The sequence below is a fragment of the Limosilactobacillus urinaemulieris genome (genome assembly GCF_014838745.1).
In the GTDB taxonomy this organism is placed as follows: domain Bacteria; phylum Bacillota; class Bacilli; order Lactobacillales; family Lactobacillaceae; genus Limosilactobacillus; species Limosilactobacillus urinaemulieris.
This window is the reverse complement of sequence record NZ_JABUXR010000005.1, coordinates 31729-49759: the sequence shown is the minus strand read 5'-3', so window position 1 is coordinate 49759 and position 18031 is coordinate 31729. Positions and strand designations below refer to the sequence as shown.

The following is an 18031-nucleotide window of genomic DNA, read 5'->3' as shown; positions in this document are numbered from 1 at the left end:
TAATTCACTCCCCCTTATTTTTACTATGCTTCATCCTTTTAGTTTTCTTCCCTGTTATCTGGGCCTTTAATTCCATTATCGTGTCACGAAGCGTTGCGGCCTGTTCAAAGTCCAACCGCTTGGCTGCTGTCCGCATTTGTTCAGTTAATTCTTCAACCATCTTTGTCTGATCATCATGGTTTAGCTTAGCAAAGTCTTTAGTAGTAAATTCTGTACTGTCAGCTTCTTTTCCACTATCCTCAGTTTTCGTAGTTGAGGAAATAGCCTCTTGAATTGGCTTAATGATGGTTTTAGGAGTGATCCCATGCTTTTTATTGTATGCCATCTGAATTTCCCGTCGCCGCTTCGTTTCATCAATTGCCTTTTGCATTGAATCAGTAACGGTATCAGCATACATAATTACGGAACCATTTACATTTCGTGCTGCCCGACCAATTGTCTGAATTAAGGAACGCTCATTCCGTAAAAATCCTTCCTTATCAGCATCAAGAATCGCGACTAAAGATACTTCTGGAACATCCAGTCCTTCACGAAGAAGGTTAATTCCCACAAGAACGTCAAACTTGCCTAAGCGAAGATCACGAATAATTTGTGTCCGTTCTAGCGTTTTGATGTCGCTATGGAGGTATTTAACCTTTAATCCAAGATCTTTAAGGTAGTCAGTAAGATCCTCGGACATTTTCTTAGTCAACGTTGTGACAAAGACGCGTTCATGCTTTTCGATCCGCTTATTAATTTCGCCAACCAGATCATCAATTTGTCCCATTACCGGTCGAACCTCAATCGTTGGGTCTAGTAAGCCGGTTGGTCGAATAATTTGTTGAACAACGTGATCTGTTTGTTCCATTTCATACGGACCAGGAGTAGCCGACATATAAACAACTTGGTTAACATGTTTTTCAAATTCTGCTAATTTTAATGGTCGATTATCAAGGGCACTCGGTAGCCGAAAACCATAGTCAATTAGCATTTGCTTTCGGGCCCGATCACCATTGTACATCCCCCGAACTTGAGGCATCGTTTGGTGTGATTCATCAACTACTAGCAAGAAGTCTTTGGGAAAGAAATCCAGTAAAGTGTATGGCGGCTCTCCAGGTTTTCGACCATCCATATACCGTGAGTAATTTTCAATTCCGTTACAATACCCCATTTCACGAAGCATTTCGATATCATAAGTTGTCCGTTGCTGAATTCGTTCTGCCTCAAGGAGTTTTCCTTCATCAGTAAACTTTTTAACCTGCTTTTTCATGTCATTTTCAATCTGCGGAAGTGCCCGATCCATAATCTCTTCACTTGTTAAGAAGTGAGTTGCCGGGAAGATTGAAATATGTTCCCGATCACCAATTACTTCGCCAGTCAGAGCATCAACTTCACGAATCCGGTCAATTTCATCACCAAAGAATTCAATCCGCAATGCTTTATCCTCACGTGATGCGGGAAAGACTTCAACAACATCTCCGTGAACTCTGAATCGTCCCCGTTGAAAATCAATATCGTTACGTTCAAATTGAATATTAACCAGCTCGCGGAGTAACCGATCCCGCTCAATTTCTTGGCCAACCCGTAATGAAACTACGTGATTATGGTACTCACTCGGATCACCAAGACCGAAAATACTGGAAACAGATGCCACAACAATAACATCGTCTCGTTCCATTAATGAACTAGTCGCGGAATGGCGCAATTCGTCAATCTCATCATTAATCGATGCGTCCTTTTCGATATATGTATCGCTAGAAGGAACATAAGCTTCTGGCTGGTAATAATCATAATAGGAAACAAAATATTCAACCGCATTATGCGGGAAGAACTTTTTCATTTCACTATATAATTGTCCAGCTAGCGTTTTGTTATGGGATAGAATTAATGTTGGTTTATTGACTTTCGCAATAACATTTGAAATCGTAAAAGTTTTTCCCGTTCCGGTGGCTCCTAACAGGATCTGGGCCTTTTCGCCCTTCTTGATTCCAGTGGTTAATTCCTTAATTGCTTCTGGCTGATCCCCAGTCGGCTTGTAGTCTGAAACTAACTCAAAATTTTTATGAGGTTGACGATATATCACGATTAATCCTCCTCAGCACTCGAAAATGGAAGGCAACAACTCGTTCTTCGTTACCTTCCGTCTTTCTAATGATAAATTACCTCTTTTAGTTTATCATCAGAACATGCATTCGTCTATCAATATAGAATTTCTAAACTGTCTTACTATAAAACAATCCACATCAGTAAATTAACTTTACCTTAATCATTTTCTCTACTATTGAATCACGACTTTGCTTGTACATATAATAGTAATGTTTAAATTTCATAAAAGGAAAGTTGGAGATCAATGTTTAGTAGTTTAAAGCAAAAGTGTGGGCAACAATTGGGGACTTTGTTTGTTGCCTTAACAATTATTTGCTTTTTAGGAACCGCAAGTCAGCTTCTCACCCACCTCCAAGAAGCAACCTTGCCCTTTATTCTTTGGTGGATTCTAAAAACATTTGTTAGTACAGTTGTCTTATGGGTACCAATCGCCATTGGTGCTAATCAACAGCAACGACAATTTAATCGTCAGGTAGTTGTTCTTAACCTATGGATTATTGGAATAATTACCTTCACCTGGGCGAAGTTTACTACCCAACCAGTAACCACAACTGCTCAACCTTCTCCCGAACTCTACGTTGTTCAGCAAGTATTTATCACCTGGCTCGTCTGCAGCGGGCTATACCTTTTTGCTCACCCATTACAAAAACTATGTCATCGTTGGTCAACAATTACGCGTCGTCACTGGTTGATTGGCTTTTCATTCATTTTCTTCCTTATAAACTTGATCAGCGGTTACGATGCATTTGGATTTCATCGTGGGACAAGCCTAATCTGGTTCAGCTATCTTTTTGCCCTTGGCGACTGGCTAGCAAACGATCAACAATGGCTGAAAAAATGGTCAAGCAAGTGCTATGCCGGATTAACAATCATCAGCTTACTGTTTTCCTCACTAATTACCTGGCTCAATATGAACCATGTTGATTATAGTCCGCATAGTGATCTTACCCCCAACACACACTATTTATTAGGAATTAACGCATACCAACCATTTCTTCTCCTCACTTGTTTACTAATGACCGCATGGTTTTTCCGAACAATCAACAAGAAGTCTAGAGAGTACCTTTTACCTGTTACCGGAATTCTGCTTCTTAACTTGCTCGGGTTACCGATGATCTTTACTCCATTGCTCTTACCACATGTTAATTGGCAGCTTTTGCTTTTGGTTGGTATCATAATTGCTGTCGTTTTCGCCGGAATTTTAGCGCTAATTAATTTCCTGGGAAATAAAATAACTTGGCAGTTAAATTACCATAACCTTCTTAGCCGTTTTAAACGAATCTGCCAAAACTTCTGGCCAGTTTTCTTTACCTTTATTATTCTCTGGCTGATCACTCTTGGTTCGTTTACTATCCTTTGGGGTGGTAAATTTACGATGGTTCAGTGGATGTTAACCGAACGACCAAAGATTATTACGGTAAATGTTCTTATTATTTTTGCAATTGCTTTGATCCTAATGGCAATTACTAATCGTTGGTGGTTAAGCTCAGGGATAACCATCCTTTTCTACTTAGGCTGGTTAGGAGTTTCTATCCTTAAAATTGCGACCAGAAATGAACCAATTATTCCTACTGATGTCTCAACATTAACTGCCCCTGGTGAAATGCTGGGGATGGTTAATAAGTGGATGATTGTTTTCACTTTAATTGTCGCCATCATTATTATTACTATCTGTTGGCAACTAGAAAAACGTGTCGGTAGTTCTTGCCGCTTTAACCCAATTATCCGGATTGCAATTGCGGCGCTTTCCTGTGCCTACCTCTTTAGCTTCAATTTCGCAAACCATAGTAATTCGATCGTCTATAAGCAATTGCAGAATATCGACGATACTCCATACTTTTATTCCCAATTACGGGGGGCTAAAATGAATGGTACTCTTCTCCAATTTGCCAATAACATTGACGTCCACGTAATGAATAAGCCTAAGGGATATTCAGCCGCCACAATGAAAGCTTTAGCTAACCGTTACTCTAAGTTAGGAGCAAAAATTAATCAAAATCGTACCCATAATAGTGTTGGCGACCAAAATCTGGTGTTTGTCCTCAGCGAAAGCTACTCAGATCCATCCCGGATTCCGGGAATGAAAGTCAGCGGAAACCCAATTGCCTACCTTCACCAGTTAAAAAAGCGTTCAACTAGTGGATTAATGCTTAGCTCAGGCTATGGTGGCGGAACAGCTAATATGGAATACCAGGCCCTAACTGGTCTTTCAATTGCAAACTTCTCGCCAACATTACCAACACCGTATTCACAACTAGTTCCTTACCAAGGGCGGACCTTTACCATTAACAACCTGTTTAATTACAGTATTGGAATCCACCCATTTTCCGCAAATCTTTATAGTAGAAAAACGGTTTACAAAAAGTTTGGCTTTAATAAGTTCTATCACTTCGATGGTGGCGACCAAATTACCTATACTCAAAAAATCCAACGAAGTCCCCGCGTTAGTGATGATTCTGCCTATAAAGAAGTAACGTTAAACCTTAAACATCAACCTCACGGTAAGTTCGTTCAATTAGCAACTATGCAAAATCACATGCCATATGAACCAACCTACTACACAAAAAAGAATTACCATGTTTCCGGAAAAGGATTTAAAACTCCTGATCAAAAAGCACAAATTGAAACTTATATTCAGGGAATTCACTATACTGATCAAGCATTAAAGGAGTGGATTAATCAGCTGGATAAGCTTAAGCAGCCAACTACTGTTGTTTGGTATGGTGATCACCTCCCCGGAATTTATCATGGCTTACCAATGGGAAAGTATGGTACCCAGCTCCACGAAACTGATTACTTCATTTATAATAACGCAGCCGCACGAAAGACTAACCAAAATCGTCTTACTTGGCAGCACCAACTTGTTGGGCCAAACAATTTTGCTGCAATGGCGCTTGCTCAAATGGATGTTAAAGTTTCACCCTACTATGCCCTACTAACGAAGGTTGCTGAAGATATCCCGGCAACATCATTACCGACTAACGGTACCGCAAAAAACAATTCAGCCCATCAAGGAGGAACCGACTTTGTTAACGCTCGTGGAAAACACGTTAAGCTCACTGCAAAACAAAAGAAACTTTTTCATGACTATCAATTAGTTCAGTATGACCTTACTGCTGGTCGCCATTACTTACTAAAGAATTCATTCTTAAAACAAATCGCAAAATAGATAGAAAAAGGGCGAGAAAAAACGTTAAGTTTTTTCCCGCCCTCTATATACTTATTAATCCCCGAACTTAGAGAGTCTAATCGCGGGAATTAACTGAGGGACTCGAGTCTAACGCAGCGAAGCAAGCCTATTCGGCTACGAACGACTCTGATGATTTCATCATCATTCATCGTTCTAGGTTAGTCAACCGTCCCTCCCAGAAAGTTAATTCCCAGCTTCTAATAATCTACACTACTAAATCTATTCTTCTGCAAATTCCTTCAATGCCTTTTCAAAATCAGCTAGCTTAGAATTAGCTTCATCAAGGGATGGTGCACTAGTACCGATATAGAACTTCAATTTTGGTTCAGTACCGGATGGCCGGATAGCAATCCAGGTTTCATCATCAAGGACATAGCGGAGAACGTTTGATTCGGGAATTCCAAGTTCACTAACTTGACCATCAGCGGTTGTCTTTGTCCCCTTTGAAAAGTCTTCAGTTACCATTACCTTATGACCAGCAAAGTTAGTTGGTGCTTCTTCACGGAACTTCTTCATCAAGCCTTGAATCTTAGCTGGACCATCAACACCTGGGTACATGTTGGCAACAGTCTTTTCACGGAAGTAACCATACTTCTTGAATAATTCTTGAAGGCCATCATACAATGTCATCTTCCGGCTTCTGTAATAAGCAGCAACTTCAGCCAGTAAGGTTAATGATTGAATTGCATCCTTATCACGGACAAATGGCTTAATGAGGTAACCGTAGCTTTCTTCAAAACCGAACATGAACGTGTGATCAGCCTTACCAGTTTCATACTGATGAATTTGATCCGCAATCCACTTAAAGCCGGTTAAAACATTAATCATCTCAACACCGTAGCTTTCGGCAATTTTAGCTGCAAAGTTAGTCGAAACAATTGATTTTACAGCAGCAGCATTCTCTGGCAAAGTACCTGCTTGTTTGTGAGCTTCAAGGATGTAGGCCAACATGATTGAAGCAATTTGGTTACCAGTTAACAATTGGTATTCACCATTTGGTTGACGAACTGCACAGCCAAGACGATCCGCATCAGGATCAGTAGCAATCAAAACATCTGCACCAATTTCTTTTCCTAACTTAATGGAACGAACAAATGCCTCTGGAAATTCTGGATTAGGGTGTTCCAAGCCAGGGAAATCACCGTTTGGTTGTGCTTCGGTTGGTTCGATTGTAAAGTTAGTGAAGCCAGCTTGACGTAATGCCCGTTCACCAAGCATCCGGCCAGTACCACATAATGGAGTAAAGACAAACTTCATGTCCTTACCATATTCTTTTGCCAAATCTGGATTAACGGTAACACTCTTTGCATTGGCCAAGTATGCAGCATCCACATCTTCGCCAATAATTGTTTCCGTCCCGTTATCCAACAGTTCTTGTTCATCAGCTAATTTGATGTCAAAGATATCGGTAATCTTTCGGATATAACCAGTCATCATGTCTGATTCCTTTGGTGGCATTTGACCACCATCTTCACCATAAATTTTGTAACCATTATATTCTTTAGGGTTGTGACTAGCCGTAATCATAATCCCAGCATAAGTATGTAAGTAACGAACAGCAAATGACAATTCTGGTGTTGGCCGTAAATTATCGTAAATGTAAACTTTAATTCCGTGAGCACCTAGTACTCGTGCTGAATCGTGAGCAAATTGGCGTGAATTATGACGAGAATCATAACTAATTGCAACCCCACGCTTCTTAATTTCATCCCCTAAAGAATCCATTAACGTTGCCAAACCTTCAGTTGCTTGACGAACGGTATAAACATTCATCCGGTTAATTCCAGGACCCATTAGTCCTCGCATCCCGGCAGTACCGAAAGACATTGGTGCGTAAAATGCATCTTCAATTTCCTTATCATCATGCATTGCAGCTAATTCTTTCTTTAATTTTGGTTCAAGATCAGTCCGGTCTTTCCAAACTTGGTAAGTATCTTTCCAGCTCATCAAAATTGCTCCTTTGTTTCTCATAATCTGCTATCAGTATAACTCATTATCAAGTAGCTGTGTTCGTTTACTTCATTGTTTTACTAAAGTTTTACTCCGACTAATCGATCGTTCGAATCCAGTCGATCATCTTTTCTACTTGATCATTCTCGAAGACTAAGTACTGGTCATTTCCGGCCATACTCATCGTATTATTAAATGCCAGAACTGGTTTCCCGCTTTTAAGAAACTGCCTAATTACTTCAATGTCTTTCATCCCCCGATTAACATCAAGATAGGCTTTCGCACAGTTAAGCCGGTCTGTCATTACTTGCGGAAGGATTCCCTGATATAACCGAACATTGGGGTACTTTAGGAGTGACACTAGCTTTGGTCCCATTGAAGTTCGCGCGGCAATTTCAAATTGGTAATCTGATAGGGTCGTCACAAGTTCGGTCAAATGGCTAAAGTCTTGGCTGTTCGTTAAACAAAATAGTGGACCACGAAGTTTTGACCATCGCGGCTTATTTGTTCCTAAAGTGACGTGATCAATAATATCCCGGATACTCATTCTGTTATAGTACCACCACAATTCACGGTAGCGAACTGTTGAAAGTAAATTCCAGGGCTTATCGTCAGAGTCAAAGTGAATAATTACCGGATCACTGATTCGTGCTAGTTCACTAATTATGCGGTCAATATGGTGATAGACCGCATAACCTTCTATGCCAACCTCATAATTATAGGTACGGGGCAAAAATTTGGCCTGTTGGTAAAAGAACTTACTTAAAACCGATTGATCAGCATTCTTTAATCCAGGTCGTTTACTAGCAGACAATAACTGATCAGCAATCCCCTGTTGGTGGTTAATTACTGGATTATTAAAATACACTACTCCAGCATTAATTTCACTGTCCGGAGAATTGAGATCCTTAACTGCAGCTACTGGTTCAGAAAAATCAAGGTTAAGTAGGGCAGTTATTGAATGATTAATAATCACATCACTGTCTAAATACAGTACCTTTTCTCCCGGCAAAAGCTTTGGTAACAATAATTTATTAAACGTCATCGTATTTAAGCGATTGCTAAACGAGACCTGGCTATCAGCAAAGACCGACTGATCCACTTTCAAGTCAATTACACTATCGCCAATTGAATTCAACTGCTGATTTACATTTTTAAACCACTCTTGAGGAATATCAGGATTTAAAATATAAACCTTCAAGCCACTATTATGATAAAGAAGTGATTTTAAACTAGTAAATAATTTATCAAGGTACGCATAGTTACATTGCATTGCGATTACTGGTACTGACATTTTAGTGCTCCTCCTCATTTATCATAACTATACCCTTTTAAAATTAAAAAGAAAACAAGAAAAGAGAGCGATGACATCAGCCTTAAACAGCTTCTGCCATGCTCTCCCCGTGATTAAACTATTTACTTTTCTAATGATTGAATATATTGGTAAACCTGTTGCCCTGCAATTGAGCCATCACCAACAGCTGTTGCAATCTGCCGTAATGGTGTTTCACGAACATCACCAACAGCGAAGATCCCAGGAACTACTGTCTTCATCGTGTTATCAGTCTTAACCCAGCCTGCATCGTCAAGGATGCCTAATGAGGTAAACTGCTTTGTCATTGGGACGTTACCAACATAAATAAAGATCCCATCTGCATCCATAGTTCCATCCTCACCAGTTTGATTGTTGTGAGTCTTGACACCAGTAACCTTTGTATCATTACCAGTAATCTCAGTTACGCTAGTATTAAAGATAAAGTTCATTTTATCGTTTTTCATTGCTTCATCTTGGAGCATTGGTTGTGCGCGAAGCTTATTGCCACGAACTAAAACTGTTACTTGAGATGCTAAATTAGCGAGGTACATCCCCTCCTCAACAGCGGAATCACCACCACCAACAACAATCAGGGGTTTATCCTTAAAGAAGGCACCATCACAGACAGCACAATACGAAACACCACGACCACTAAATTCTTCTTCACCAGGAACCCCTAAGTGACGTTGCTCAGAACCCGTTGCAATTACAATTGCCTTGGCAACAAATTGTTCATCCATGTCAGTGGAAACCGTTTTGGTCCCATCAGCATTTACTTCAACGTTAGTCACAGTTCCGTAGGCATATTCAGCGCCAAATTGAATTGAACCATCATACATCTGTTGTGCAAGCTCTGGTCCCTTAATGCTCTTAAAACCGGTATAGTTTTCGATCGTTGCCGTATTGTTCAAATTACCACCGTAAATTCCACGATCGAGCATTAAGACGGATAGGTTAGCCCGTGAGGCATACATTGCAGCAGTCATTCCACCGGGACCAGCACCAATTACTACTACATCATAACGGTCCTTGTTAGCCATATTATAAGCTCCTCCTTAGTACACAATTTAATTATTATTCATAATAACTTGTTTCAGTAATATTGTCTATCACTATGCTTACTTTTTATAAGTATTAAGGTGCGCTTTAAAGAAAAAAGATTCTTAAATCCAATTACCGGAATTTAAGAATCTTTTTTCTATATTACTACTGTGCCTAAAGACATTCACCGCGACCGCCACCTCCGTCTAAATAGTCCAGACTCGATTGTACCAATCATCATCTGGACTTCCTTAGTACTCGGTGGCTAATCCGTCGCGGTTCACGTTCTACTTTTTCTTATCCTCAGCTTCGAACTTGGTGCCGAGTTCTTTAATGTATTGACGGAGTTCGTCCTTAACTTGTGGATGCTTCAAACCGTATTCAATGTTAGTCTTGACCCAACCAAACTTATTACCAACATCATAACGGTCACCCATGTATTCACGAGCGAAGACCCGTTGAGTTTGGTTAAGGGTATCAATTGCATCGGTTAATTGGATTTCGCCACCCTTACCAGGCTTAGTCTTTGCTAAAACATCAAAGATCTCTGGGGTAAAGACATACCGACCAATAATTGCTAGGTCACTTGGCGCCTTCTTTGGATCTGGCTTTTCAACAAAGCTAGTAACGTTAAAGAGACCTGGTGTAACTTCCTTACTTGGGTTAATAACACCATACTTAGCAGTATCTTCATGTGGTACTCGCATAACAGCAAGGGTTGATGCGCCAGTTTGTTCGTAACTTTCGATCAATTGCTTAGTTAATGGTTCACCATCATTGTTAATGTTGTTCAAATCATCGCCTAACATTACAACAAATGGTTCATCACCAATAAAGTCACGAGCTGTTAAGACAGCATCCCCAAGACCACGTGGGTGTGATTGACGAATGAAGTAAATGTTAATATCAGTTGTTTCTTCAACTAACTTCAACATTTCATTCTTATGCTTAGCCCGTAAATTATCTTCAAGTTCTGGGTTAGAATCGAAGTGATCCTCAATTGAGCGCTTGTTCTTGCCATCAACAACAACAATATCTTCAATCCCCGACTTCCGAGCTTCTTCAACAATAAATTGAATCGTTGGTTTATCAACGATTGGTAACATTTCCTTTGCTAAAGCTTTTGTTGCTGGAAGAAAACGAGTCCCCAAACCAGCAGCAGGAATAATTGCTTTACGTACGCGTTTCATAATAATAAACCCTTTCCATGAGATTTTTTAATTCCCAATCTCTACTGTATGCATTTTACCATACTTATTCAATTTCTGAAGTAAGATCTCGACCCATCAGCTGGGAAATTGCATTTTTAATGTCCTCACCCTCATACAGAACCCGGTATAGGGCATCAGTAATTGGCATCTTAACTTGACGCTTGAGACTTAACTCATGGGCTGCTTTGGTAGTGTATACTCCTTCAATCACCATTCCCATATGTTCAATTACATCGTCAAGTTTTCTCCCTTGCCCCAATTGATAACCTGCACGCCAATTCCGTGAGTTCTTACTGGTTGCGGTAACAACAAGGTCACCAACACCAGAAAGGCCAATAAAGGTCATCGGATTAGCACCAAACGCCACACCAAGACGCCGAATTTCAGCAAGCCCCCGAGTAATTAATGCTGCACGAGCATTATCATGGTAACCGAGTCCCTGAAGTGCCCCTGCACCAATCGCAATGATGTTTTTCAGAGCAGCACCAAATTCCGCACCAATGACGTCATTATTCGTGTAAACCCGGAAGTAGTTGTTGCTAAAAAGCTTCTGAATCTTATCTGCGTCATTGATATTAGCACATGCAGCAGTTACGGCAGTCATATCCTTAATTGCAACATCTTCGGCATGACTAGGGCCAGATAATACGACAATGTCCCGCCGATTTTCTTCATTTATTTCTTCCATCAACATTTCAGAGGGCCGCTTATATGTATTTTGTTCCAATCCCTTAGTGGCATGAACAATTAATGGCCGTTGATTGTTCTGTTCCAGAATCTTATTGAGTTGGCCCGCTACTTGGCGAAGTCCCTTAGTCGGAATAACAATTAAAATAACCTGGGCACCCTTAACGGCATCTGCCATGTCAGCAGTTGCCACTAGTTTGTCTGAATAAACAAAATCCTTCATGTAATGAGGATTTACATGCTCATTATTTAATTGGTCAACCTGTTCTTGATTGCGTGACCACAGCTTAACGTCATGACCGTTTTCAACCAACATATTTGCCAATGTACTTCCCCACGAACCTGCTCCTAAAACTGCAATTTGTTCAGCCATAATTATTCTCCTTTAACAAATTAAACTTATTGATTTACATACCACGGAAGATTTGCCCGTCGTCTTCGAACGATTAAGGTAATTAATGCCACAATGAAAAAGATTAATGATAACATTTGCGACACTCGAAGCGTATTGCCAATCATTAAACTATCTGTTCGCATCCCTTCAATGAAGAATCGTCCCGCGGAATACCACATAACATAGGTTAAGAAAACTTCTCCCCGCTTAAATAAGTGGTGCCGGTGACGCAACAGCATTAATAGGACAAAACCACTAAGATCCCATAACGACTCATATAAGAAAGTCGGTACGCGATAGTGATTGCCAATATCCATTTGGTTAATAATCCACATTGGTATATGCTGACTAATCAATGCTGCACGACTAGTAATTGCCCCGAATGCTTCTTGATTCATGAAGTTTCCCCAGCGACCAATCCCTTGCGCCATAATCAAAGCTGGTGAAATAACATCCATCATTGTCCACATTGAAATTCGGCGAGCTCGACAGAAAAAGTATAGTGTAAGGATTCCACCAAGGATCGCCCCGTAGATCGCAATTCCACCATCCCAAATTGCAATAATTTCTGCAGGATGCTGCGAATAATAACCCCACTGAAAAATAACGTAATAGAAACGAGCACAAATAACTGCAATGGGTAACGCCCATAAAAGGTAATCATAGAAGTAATCCTCATTAATACCTCGTCGTTGTCCCTCATGTACCGATAGAATTAACGCGAGAACAACTCCAGTCGCAATAATAATTCCGTACCAATGAACTTGAATTGGTCCAAGATTGAAGGCAATTGGATTAAGTGCCAGAAGCGGTAAGCTTAAATTAATCATTACTTTGCTTTTCCTTTGTATCTCGTGCAGAATTCTGCTTAATTAACCGGTTCAAATTATCATCGAACGTCTTGGTAGCATCATATCCCATTGTTTCCGCCCGGTAGTTCATTGCAGCGGATTCGATGATAATTGCCAAATTCCGTCCAGTCTTAACGGGGACAGAAACCTTAGGAACAATTACTCCTTGGATTGTCTGCTTATCACCCCGATCGCCCAACCGGTCAAACTGAACATCTGGGGTCCACGTTTCCAAGTGAACAATTAGGTTAATAACATCGCTCGGCATAATTGCCCCAGTTCCGTAAAGAGTAGAAACATCAATAATTCCGATACCTCGAATTTCCATGAGGTGCTTTAAAATTGCTGGTGCTTTACCGACAAGGGTCTGTTCATCTCGAGCATAAACTTCAACCCGGTCATCAGCCACTAAACGGTGCCCCCGGCGAACTAATTCAAGCGCGGTTTCACTCTTCCCAACTCCCGAATCACCAGTAATTAAGACCCCAACACCATTAATATCAACAAGGACTCCATGCAAAGACTGTCGCGGTGCTAATCGGCCAAGAAGATAGGAAGTCATGTTACTTAAAATTTGTGATGACGTTAAGTGAGTTCCTAAAATGGGAATCTTGGCATTTTTTGCAGCAACTTGTAGTTCAGCAGGAATCGGTAAGTTAGTCGAAATAACAAAGCACGGTGTCTGGGGAGCACACATCTTTGTTAAGTACTTCTCTCGCTTTTCGTGAGTCAAATCCTTGGCAAAAGACGTTTCGGTAATCCCTAATAATTGAATCCGCATTGCAGGATAGTGTTTAAAATAACCAGCGAATTCAAGGGCCGGCCGTGAAATATCACTAGTAGTAATTGGTCGTTGAAGATATTCTTCACCCTGTAAAACTTTTAACCGAACATTATCAACAAGTTCTTTAACAGTAATATGATCTGCCACTATTTCCACTCCTTCACTAATTATTAATGTGATCGGAAATAATCACATTGCAAATCGACATAACAATTGCAATCAACATTGCTGAGCCAAAGGATGAGAAGTGAAAATAATATGATCCGACAAAGGATGATGTTAACTGTAACATCAGGGCGTTAATCACAATACTAAACAATCCTAAGGTAAGCACATTAATGGGCAACGATAGTATTAACAAAATTGGTTTTACTAACACATTCAACACTGCTAAAACAGCACTTGCTAGCAAGGCAGTTCCCACACTGTTGACATAGAACATTCCAGTCCGCGAAAAAAGACCGGCTAATGCAATAAAGAGAATTGTATCTATTATTACACGTTTGATAAATTCCATCTACGACCGTCCATTCTTCTTTATATCTTTCTCTTCAACATCAGTTAATTGCCGTCTTCCTTGTGAATCCCGTGTTTTTTGCGGGGTTGACGTTAAATCAGCAAACGTCTTAAAGAGACCAGCAATTCCGGGATGGGCTGGATCGGGTGGGATAATTGCCAGTAAAACAATGTAAACAATAACTCCAGGAATGATCCCGGTAATTGCGGTAAAGAGAATATAGGCAATCCGCAAGTAAAGTGGTTTGGTATTGAAATACTTAGCAAATCCACTAAGGACTCCAGCTAGCCACCGATCATCATAGGATCGAGTTAGTTTTTTTGACATAGTTCATCCCTTCTAATAGCTTAATCTTACTGTGTTTTTCTGGTAACTGCAATTAGATTTACTGAGGATTCTTCTGGCTTAATTTCCATTGGAGATAGGCATTAATAAATGGATCTAAATCACCATCCATGACCGCTTGTCCATTATGCGTCTCATGTCCGCTCCGGTTATCCTTAACTAAAGTATAAGGGTGGAATACATAGGAGCGAATCTGGGAACCCCAGCCAATTTCAAGCTGTTCACCCTCAATTTCAGCCCGTTTTTTTGCCTTCTTTTCTTCCTCTAATTCATACAGTTTTGACTTCAACATGTTCATTGCGGTTACCCGGTTTTGCAGCTGGGAACGTTCTGCTTGGGAAGAAGTAACAATCCCCGTAGGAATGTGAGTAATGCGGACTGCTGATTCCGTCTTATTAATGTGCTGACCACCAGCCCCGCTTGAACGAAAAGTGTCAACCCGAAGATCGGAAGGATCAATATCAATGTTTACACTCTCATCAAGTTCAGGCATTACATCAACCGAGGCAAATGAAGTGTGTCGTCGACCTGCAGCATCAAATGGTGAAATTCGGACAAGGCGGTGGACACCCTTCTCACTTCTTAAGTAACCAAATGCATTATGTCCTTTAATTAACAGGGTAACACTCTTAATTCCGGCTTCTTCACCTGCTTCATAGCTTGCAGTCTCAACATTAAAGCCATGTTGTTCACCCCAACGAACATACATCCGTAACAACATTGCTCCCCAGTCCTGAGCTTCTGTTCCTCCAGCTCCAGGATGAATTTCCAAAATCGCGTTTTTAGCATCATACTCGCCATCAAGCAACTGATTTAACCGGTATTGCTCTAGTTCCTTCTGCGTTTCACTAAACGATTTTTCAAATTCACTCTGTAACTCATCATCAGGTTCTAGTTCCAGCAGCTCAATTGACGTTTGCAAATTACCGATATTATCCCGTAATTTCACAAAGGTATCGCGCTTATCTTTTAATTCATTATTCGCATTAATTACTTTTTGTGCTGCAACATTATCGTCCCAAAAACCAGGTTCAGCCATTTTTTGGTCATTTTCTGCAATACTTTCATCTAAAGCATCGAGGTCAAAGAGACCTCCCGAAGCGGGCAACCTCTTGTTGCATTGCTTCTACTTTTTTCTTTGCTTCATTAAGTTCCAAAATAGTTCCTCCAATATTTAATTTAAACCAAAACGGTAACAGGTACCGCTTTGGGGCCACCTGCTACCGTACCTTGATAGTTAACAATATTTAATTATTGATTAACGGGTAACATTTTGCCGAATTTGTGACTTCATAAAGAGGCGAGTTGTTTCGTATTCAATATCCGCAATCATTTGTTCAAACATGTGGTAACCAGCAGTTTGATATTCAACTAATGGATTTAATTGACCATAACCACGGAGACCAACAGATTGACGGAACTGATCCATCACATCGATATGATCTGTCCAATGTGAGTCAACAACCCGCAAGAGAACAACTTTTTCGAATTCAAGCATTTGTGCCGGATCGTAAAGTTGCTTCTGCTTGTCCTTGTAGATCTGCTTAGCATACCCCATTAAGAAATCAACCATTTGTCGTGGCGACTTATCTGCCAAGTCGGCAACGGTAATCGTATCCGGCTTAACAATGACTTCTTCTGCGAAATCAATAATTCCTTTAAGATCCCAATCCTTGCGATCACCTAAAGTATGTTGTTCAACTTCTCGTTGGATCGTCCGCTTAAAGATTGGCATCAGAACCCATTTCAATGACTTATCTTCTGTGATAATTTCCTGACGTTCTTTATAGATGATTTCCCGTTGTTCACGCATTACATCATCATATTGAAGAACGTTCTTCCGGGAATCGTAGTTATTCCCTTCAACCCGCTTTTGAGCTGACTCAACTTGGTGGGTTAAGAACCGACTCTTAATTACCGCATCATCATCGTCAACCTTCATCCGTTCCAAGAAGGCCTTGATCCGGTCACCACCGAACCGTTTCATCAAGTCATCCTCAAGGGAAAGATAAAATTGGGAAAGACCTGGATCACCTTGACGACCAGAACGTCCCCGCAGCTGGTTATCAATCCGTCGTGATTCATGTCGTTCGGTACCAATAACTGCAAGTCCGCCTAATTCACGGACTCCTGGGCCAAGCTTAATATCGGTTCCCCGTCCAGCCATGTTCGTTGCGATTGTAACCGCACCTCGCTGACCAGCATTCTTAATGATATTAGCTTCCTTTGCGTGGTTCTTCGCATTCAAAACAACATGCGGAATGTGTTCTTGATCCAGTAAGTGGGAAAGGTATTCTGAAGTTTCAACGGCCACGGTACCAACCAGAATTGGCTGTCCTTTTTCGTGAAGGCTCTTGATCCGCTTAACTACCGCGGCAAACTTACTTTGCAATGTCGGATAAAGCAAGTCGGGTTCGTCTTTCCGTTGAACTGGCTTGTTAGTTGGGATGGTGATTGTTTCCATGTTATAAATCTCACGGAATTCTTCCTGCTCAGTCTTAGCAGTACCGGTCATCCCCGCAAGCTTGTTGTACATCCGGAACAAGTTCTGGTAGGTAATATTAGCCATTGTCTTGTTCTCTTCTTGAATTTGAACGCCTTCCTTAGCTTCAATCGCTTGGTGAAGGCCATCAGAGAATCGCCGCCCTTGCATTACCCGTCCGGTAAATGAATCAACGATCAGGACTTCACCATCAGAAACCACGTAATCCTTATCCAGAAGCATAATGTAGTTAGCACGTAATGCTTGATCCAAGTGGTGGGTCAATGCTGTATTCTCTGGATCATACAGGTTCTTTAAGTTAAAGTACTTTTCAGCTTTTTGAATTCCTTCATCAGTCAAGGCAACCGTTTTTGATTCGAGATCGACCTTATAATCAACCTCATTCTTTAACGTCTTAACAAAGCGATCGGTTTGCTTATAAAGCTTTGACGTTCCTGTTCCCGGACCAGAAATAATCAATGGCGTCCGCGCTTCATCAATTAAAATTGAATCCACCTCATCAACAAGAGCATAGTTTAACCCTCGCTGGACCTGGTCTTCTTTATAAACAGCCATGTTATCACGAAGATAGTCGAACCCAATCTCACTGTTAGTGGAATACATAATATCAGCCTTATATGCTTCACGCTTTTGATCAGGAGACATTTCGGAATTATTTACACCAACACTGCAGCCTAACCAATTGTAAAGCTGCCCCATTTCAGTAGCATCACGTTTTGATAAGTATTCGTTAACTGTAATAACGTGAACACCCTTGCCACTGATTGCGTTTAAGTAAACAGGCATCGTCGCAGTCAGCGTTTTACCTTCACCAGTCTTCATTTCGGCAATGTTCCCCTCATGAAGAACAATTCCCCCCATAATTTGAACATGGAATGGGTAAAGCCCCAAGACTCGTTTTGCCCCTTCACGCGCTACCGCAAAAGCTTCCGGTAACATGTGGTCCAAATCTTCGCCCTTTTTATAGCGCGCACGGAATTCATCAGTCTTAGCTTTTAATTCATCATCTGATAGCGCTGCCATTGGCTTAGCATATTTTTCAACTTTATTAGCGATCTTATTAATTCGTCGCAGTTCACGACGATCGCTTTCAATCCATTTTTTTAGAATGTTAGCCATAAAAGCGTCCTTCCTAATTAACGTTTTTAAATTTTAACT

13 protein-coding genes are annotated in these 18031 nt (G+C 40.8%); 1 reads left to right on the top strand and 12 read right to left on the bottom strand.

What is annotated here, in order from left to right; translation table 11 throughout:
- Window positions 1–4: 4 nt before the first annotated feature.
- Window positions 5–2062, bottom strand: coding sequence for an excinuclease ABC subunit UvrB (uvrB, locus tag HUK45_RS03690; RefSeq protein ID WP_191911144.1), 2058 nt, complete (start codon window positions 2060–2062; stop codon window positions 5–7).
- A 267-nt stretch (window positions 2063–2329) separates the two neighbouring features.
- On the opposite strand from uvrB, the gene HUK45_RS03685 reads away from it, so the two are divergent.
- Entirely contained in the window at window positions 2330–5254 is a 2925-nt protein-coding gene (locus tag HUK45_RS03685) for an LTA synthase family protein (protein WP_191911143.1), read from the top strand.
- Between the two features lie 240 nt (window positions 5255–5494).
- Here HUK45_RS03685 and HUK45_RS03680 read toward each other — a convergent pair whose 3' ends face one another.
- The 11 genes from HUK45_RS03680 to secA all read right to left on the bottom strand — a co-directional run bounded on the left by HUK45_RS03680 (window position 5495) and on the right by secA (window position 17992).
- A complete protein-coding gene (locus HUK45_RS03680) occupies window positions 5495–7222 on the bottom strand; it encodes a phospho-sugar mutase (RefSeq protein WP_191911142.1) in 1728 nt (575 codons plus the stop codon).
- 100 nt (window positions 7223–7322) lie between these two features.
- Window positions 7323–8519: a glycosyltransferase gene (locus tag HUK45_RS03675; protein ID WP_191911141.1), complete on the bottom strand. Its 1197-nt coding sequence runs from the start codon at window positions 8517–8519 to the stop codon at window positions 7323–7325.
- A 122-nt stretch (window positions 8520–8641) separates the two neighbouring features.
- Complete coding sequence (gene trxB, locus HUK45_RS03670) at window positions 8642–9580, bottom strand: thioredoxin-disulfide reductase (protein ID WP_191911140.1); 939 nt, start codon at window positions 9578–9580, stop codon at window positions 8642–8644.
- A 288-nt stretch (window positions 9581–9868) separates the two neighbouring features.
- A complete protein-coding gene (gene galU / locus HUK45_RS03665) occupies window positions 9869–10771 on the bottom strand; it encodes a UTP--glucose-1-phosphate uridylyltransferase GalU (RefSeq protein WP_003717587.1) in 903 nt (300 codons plus the stop codon).
- A gap of 64 nt (window positions 10772–10835) precedes the next feature.
- Window positions 10836–11852: an NAD(P)H-dependent glycerol-3-phosphate dehydrogenase gene (locus tag HUK45_RS03660; protein ID WP_191911139.1), complete on the bottom strand. Its 1017-nt coding sequence runs from the start codon at window positions 11850–11852 to the stop codon at window positions 10836–10838.
- Between the two features lie 26 nt (window positions 11853–11878).
- A complete protein-coding gene (gene lgt / locus HUK45_RS03655; protein ID WP_191911138.1) occupies window positions 11879–12703 on the bottom strand; it encodes a prolipoprotein diacylglyceryl transferase in 825 nt (274 codons plus the stop codon).
- A complete protein-coding gene (hprK, locus tag HUK45_RS03650; protein WP_040531592.1) occupies window positions 12696–13655 on the bottom strand; it encodes an HPr(Ser) kinase/phosphatase in 960 nt (319 codons plus the stop codon). The genes lgt and hprK overlap by 8 nt, the downstream gene beginning before the upstream one ends.
- Window positions 13656–13671: 16 nt before the next feature.
- Window positions 13672–14025, bottom strand: a complete 354-nt coding sequence (locus HUK45_RS03645) for a phage holin family protein (protein WP_102169205.1) — start codon at window positions 14023–14025, stop codon at window positions 13672–13674.
- The gene (locus tag HUK45_RS03640; protein ID WP_191911137.1) at window positions 14026–14352 is read right to left on the bottom strand and encodes a PspC domain-containing protein; all 327 of its coding nucleotides are present in this window, start codon (window positions 14350–14352) and stop codon (window positions 14026–14028) included.
- 58 nt (window positions 14353–14410) lie between these two features.
- Window positions 14411–15527, bottom strand: a protein-coding gene (prfB, locus tag HUK45_RS03635) for a peptide chain release factor 2 (RefSeq protein WP_413230819.1) whose coding sequence is annotated in 2 segments (ribosomal slippage) — window positions 14411–15454 and window positions 15456–15527 — 1116 coding nt in all. Because the reading frame shifts where the segments join, the coding sequence is not laid out codon by codon here.
- Window positions 15528–15628: 101 nt separating this feature from the next.
- Entirely contained in the window at window positions 15629–17992 is a 2364-nt protein-coding gene (gene secA / locus HUK45_RS03630) for a preprotein translocase subunit SecA (RefSeq protein ID WP_191911135.1), read from the bottom strand.
- Window positions 17993–18031: the final 39 nt, after the last annotated feature.

Excerpts from the sequence above, each read along its gene's own strand:
- HUK45_RS03680 (WP_191911142.1), bottom strand. The coding sequence starts at position 7,222 with ATGAGCTGGAAAGATACTTACCAAGTTTGGAAAGACCGGACTGATCTT.
- HUK45_RS03685 (WP_191911143.1), top strand. The coding sequence starts at position 2,330 with ATGTTTAGTAGTTTAAAGCAAAAGTGTGGGCAACAATTGGGGACTTTG.
- HUK45_RS03645 (WP_102169205.1), bottom strand. The coding sequence starts at position 14,025 with ATGGAATTTATCAAACGTGTAATAATAGATACAATTCTCTTTATTGCA.
- galU (WP_003717587.1), bottom strand. The coding sequence starts at position 10,771 with ATGAAACGCGTACGTAAAGCAATTATTCCTGCTGCTGGTTTGGGGACT.
- secA (WP_191911135.1), bottom strand. The coding sequence starts at position 17,992 with ATGGCTAACATTCTAAAAAAATGGATTGAAAGCGATCGTCGTGAACTG.
- HUK45_RS03660 (WP_191911139.1), bottom strand. The coding sequence starts at position 11,852 with ATGGCTGAACAAATTGCAGTTTTAGGAGCAGGTTCGTGGGGAAGTACA.
- HUK45_RS03675 (WP_191911141.1), bottom strand. The coding sequence starts at position 8,519 with ATGTCAGTACCAGTAATCGCAATGCAATGTAACTATGCGTACCTTGAT.
- trxB (WP_191911140.1), bottom strand. The coding sequence starts at position 9,580 with ATGGCTAACAAGGACCGTTATGATGTAGTAGTAATTGGTGCTGGTCCC.
- HUK45_RS03640 (WP_191911137.1), bottom strand. The coding sequence starts at position 14,352 with ATGTCAAAAAAACTAACTCGATCCTATGATGATCGGTGGCTAGCTGGA.
- lgt (WP_191911138.1), bottom strand. The coding sequence starts at position 12,703 with ATGATTAATTTAAGCTTACCGCTTCTGGCACTTAATCCAATTGCCTTC.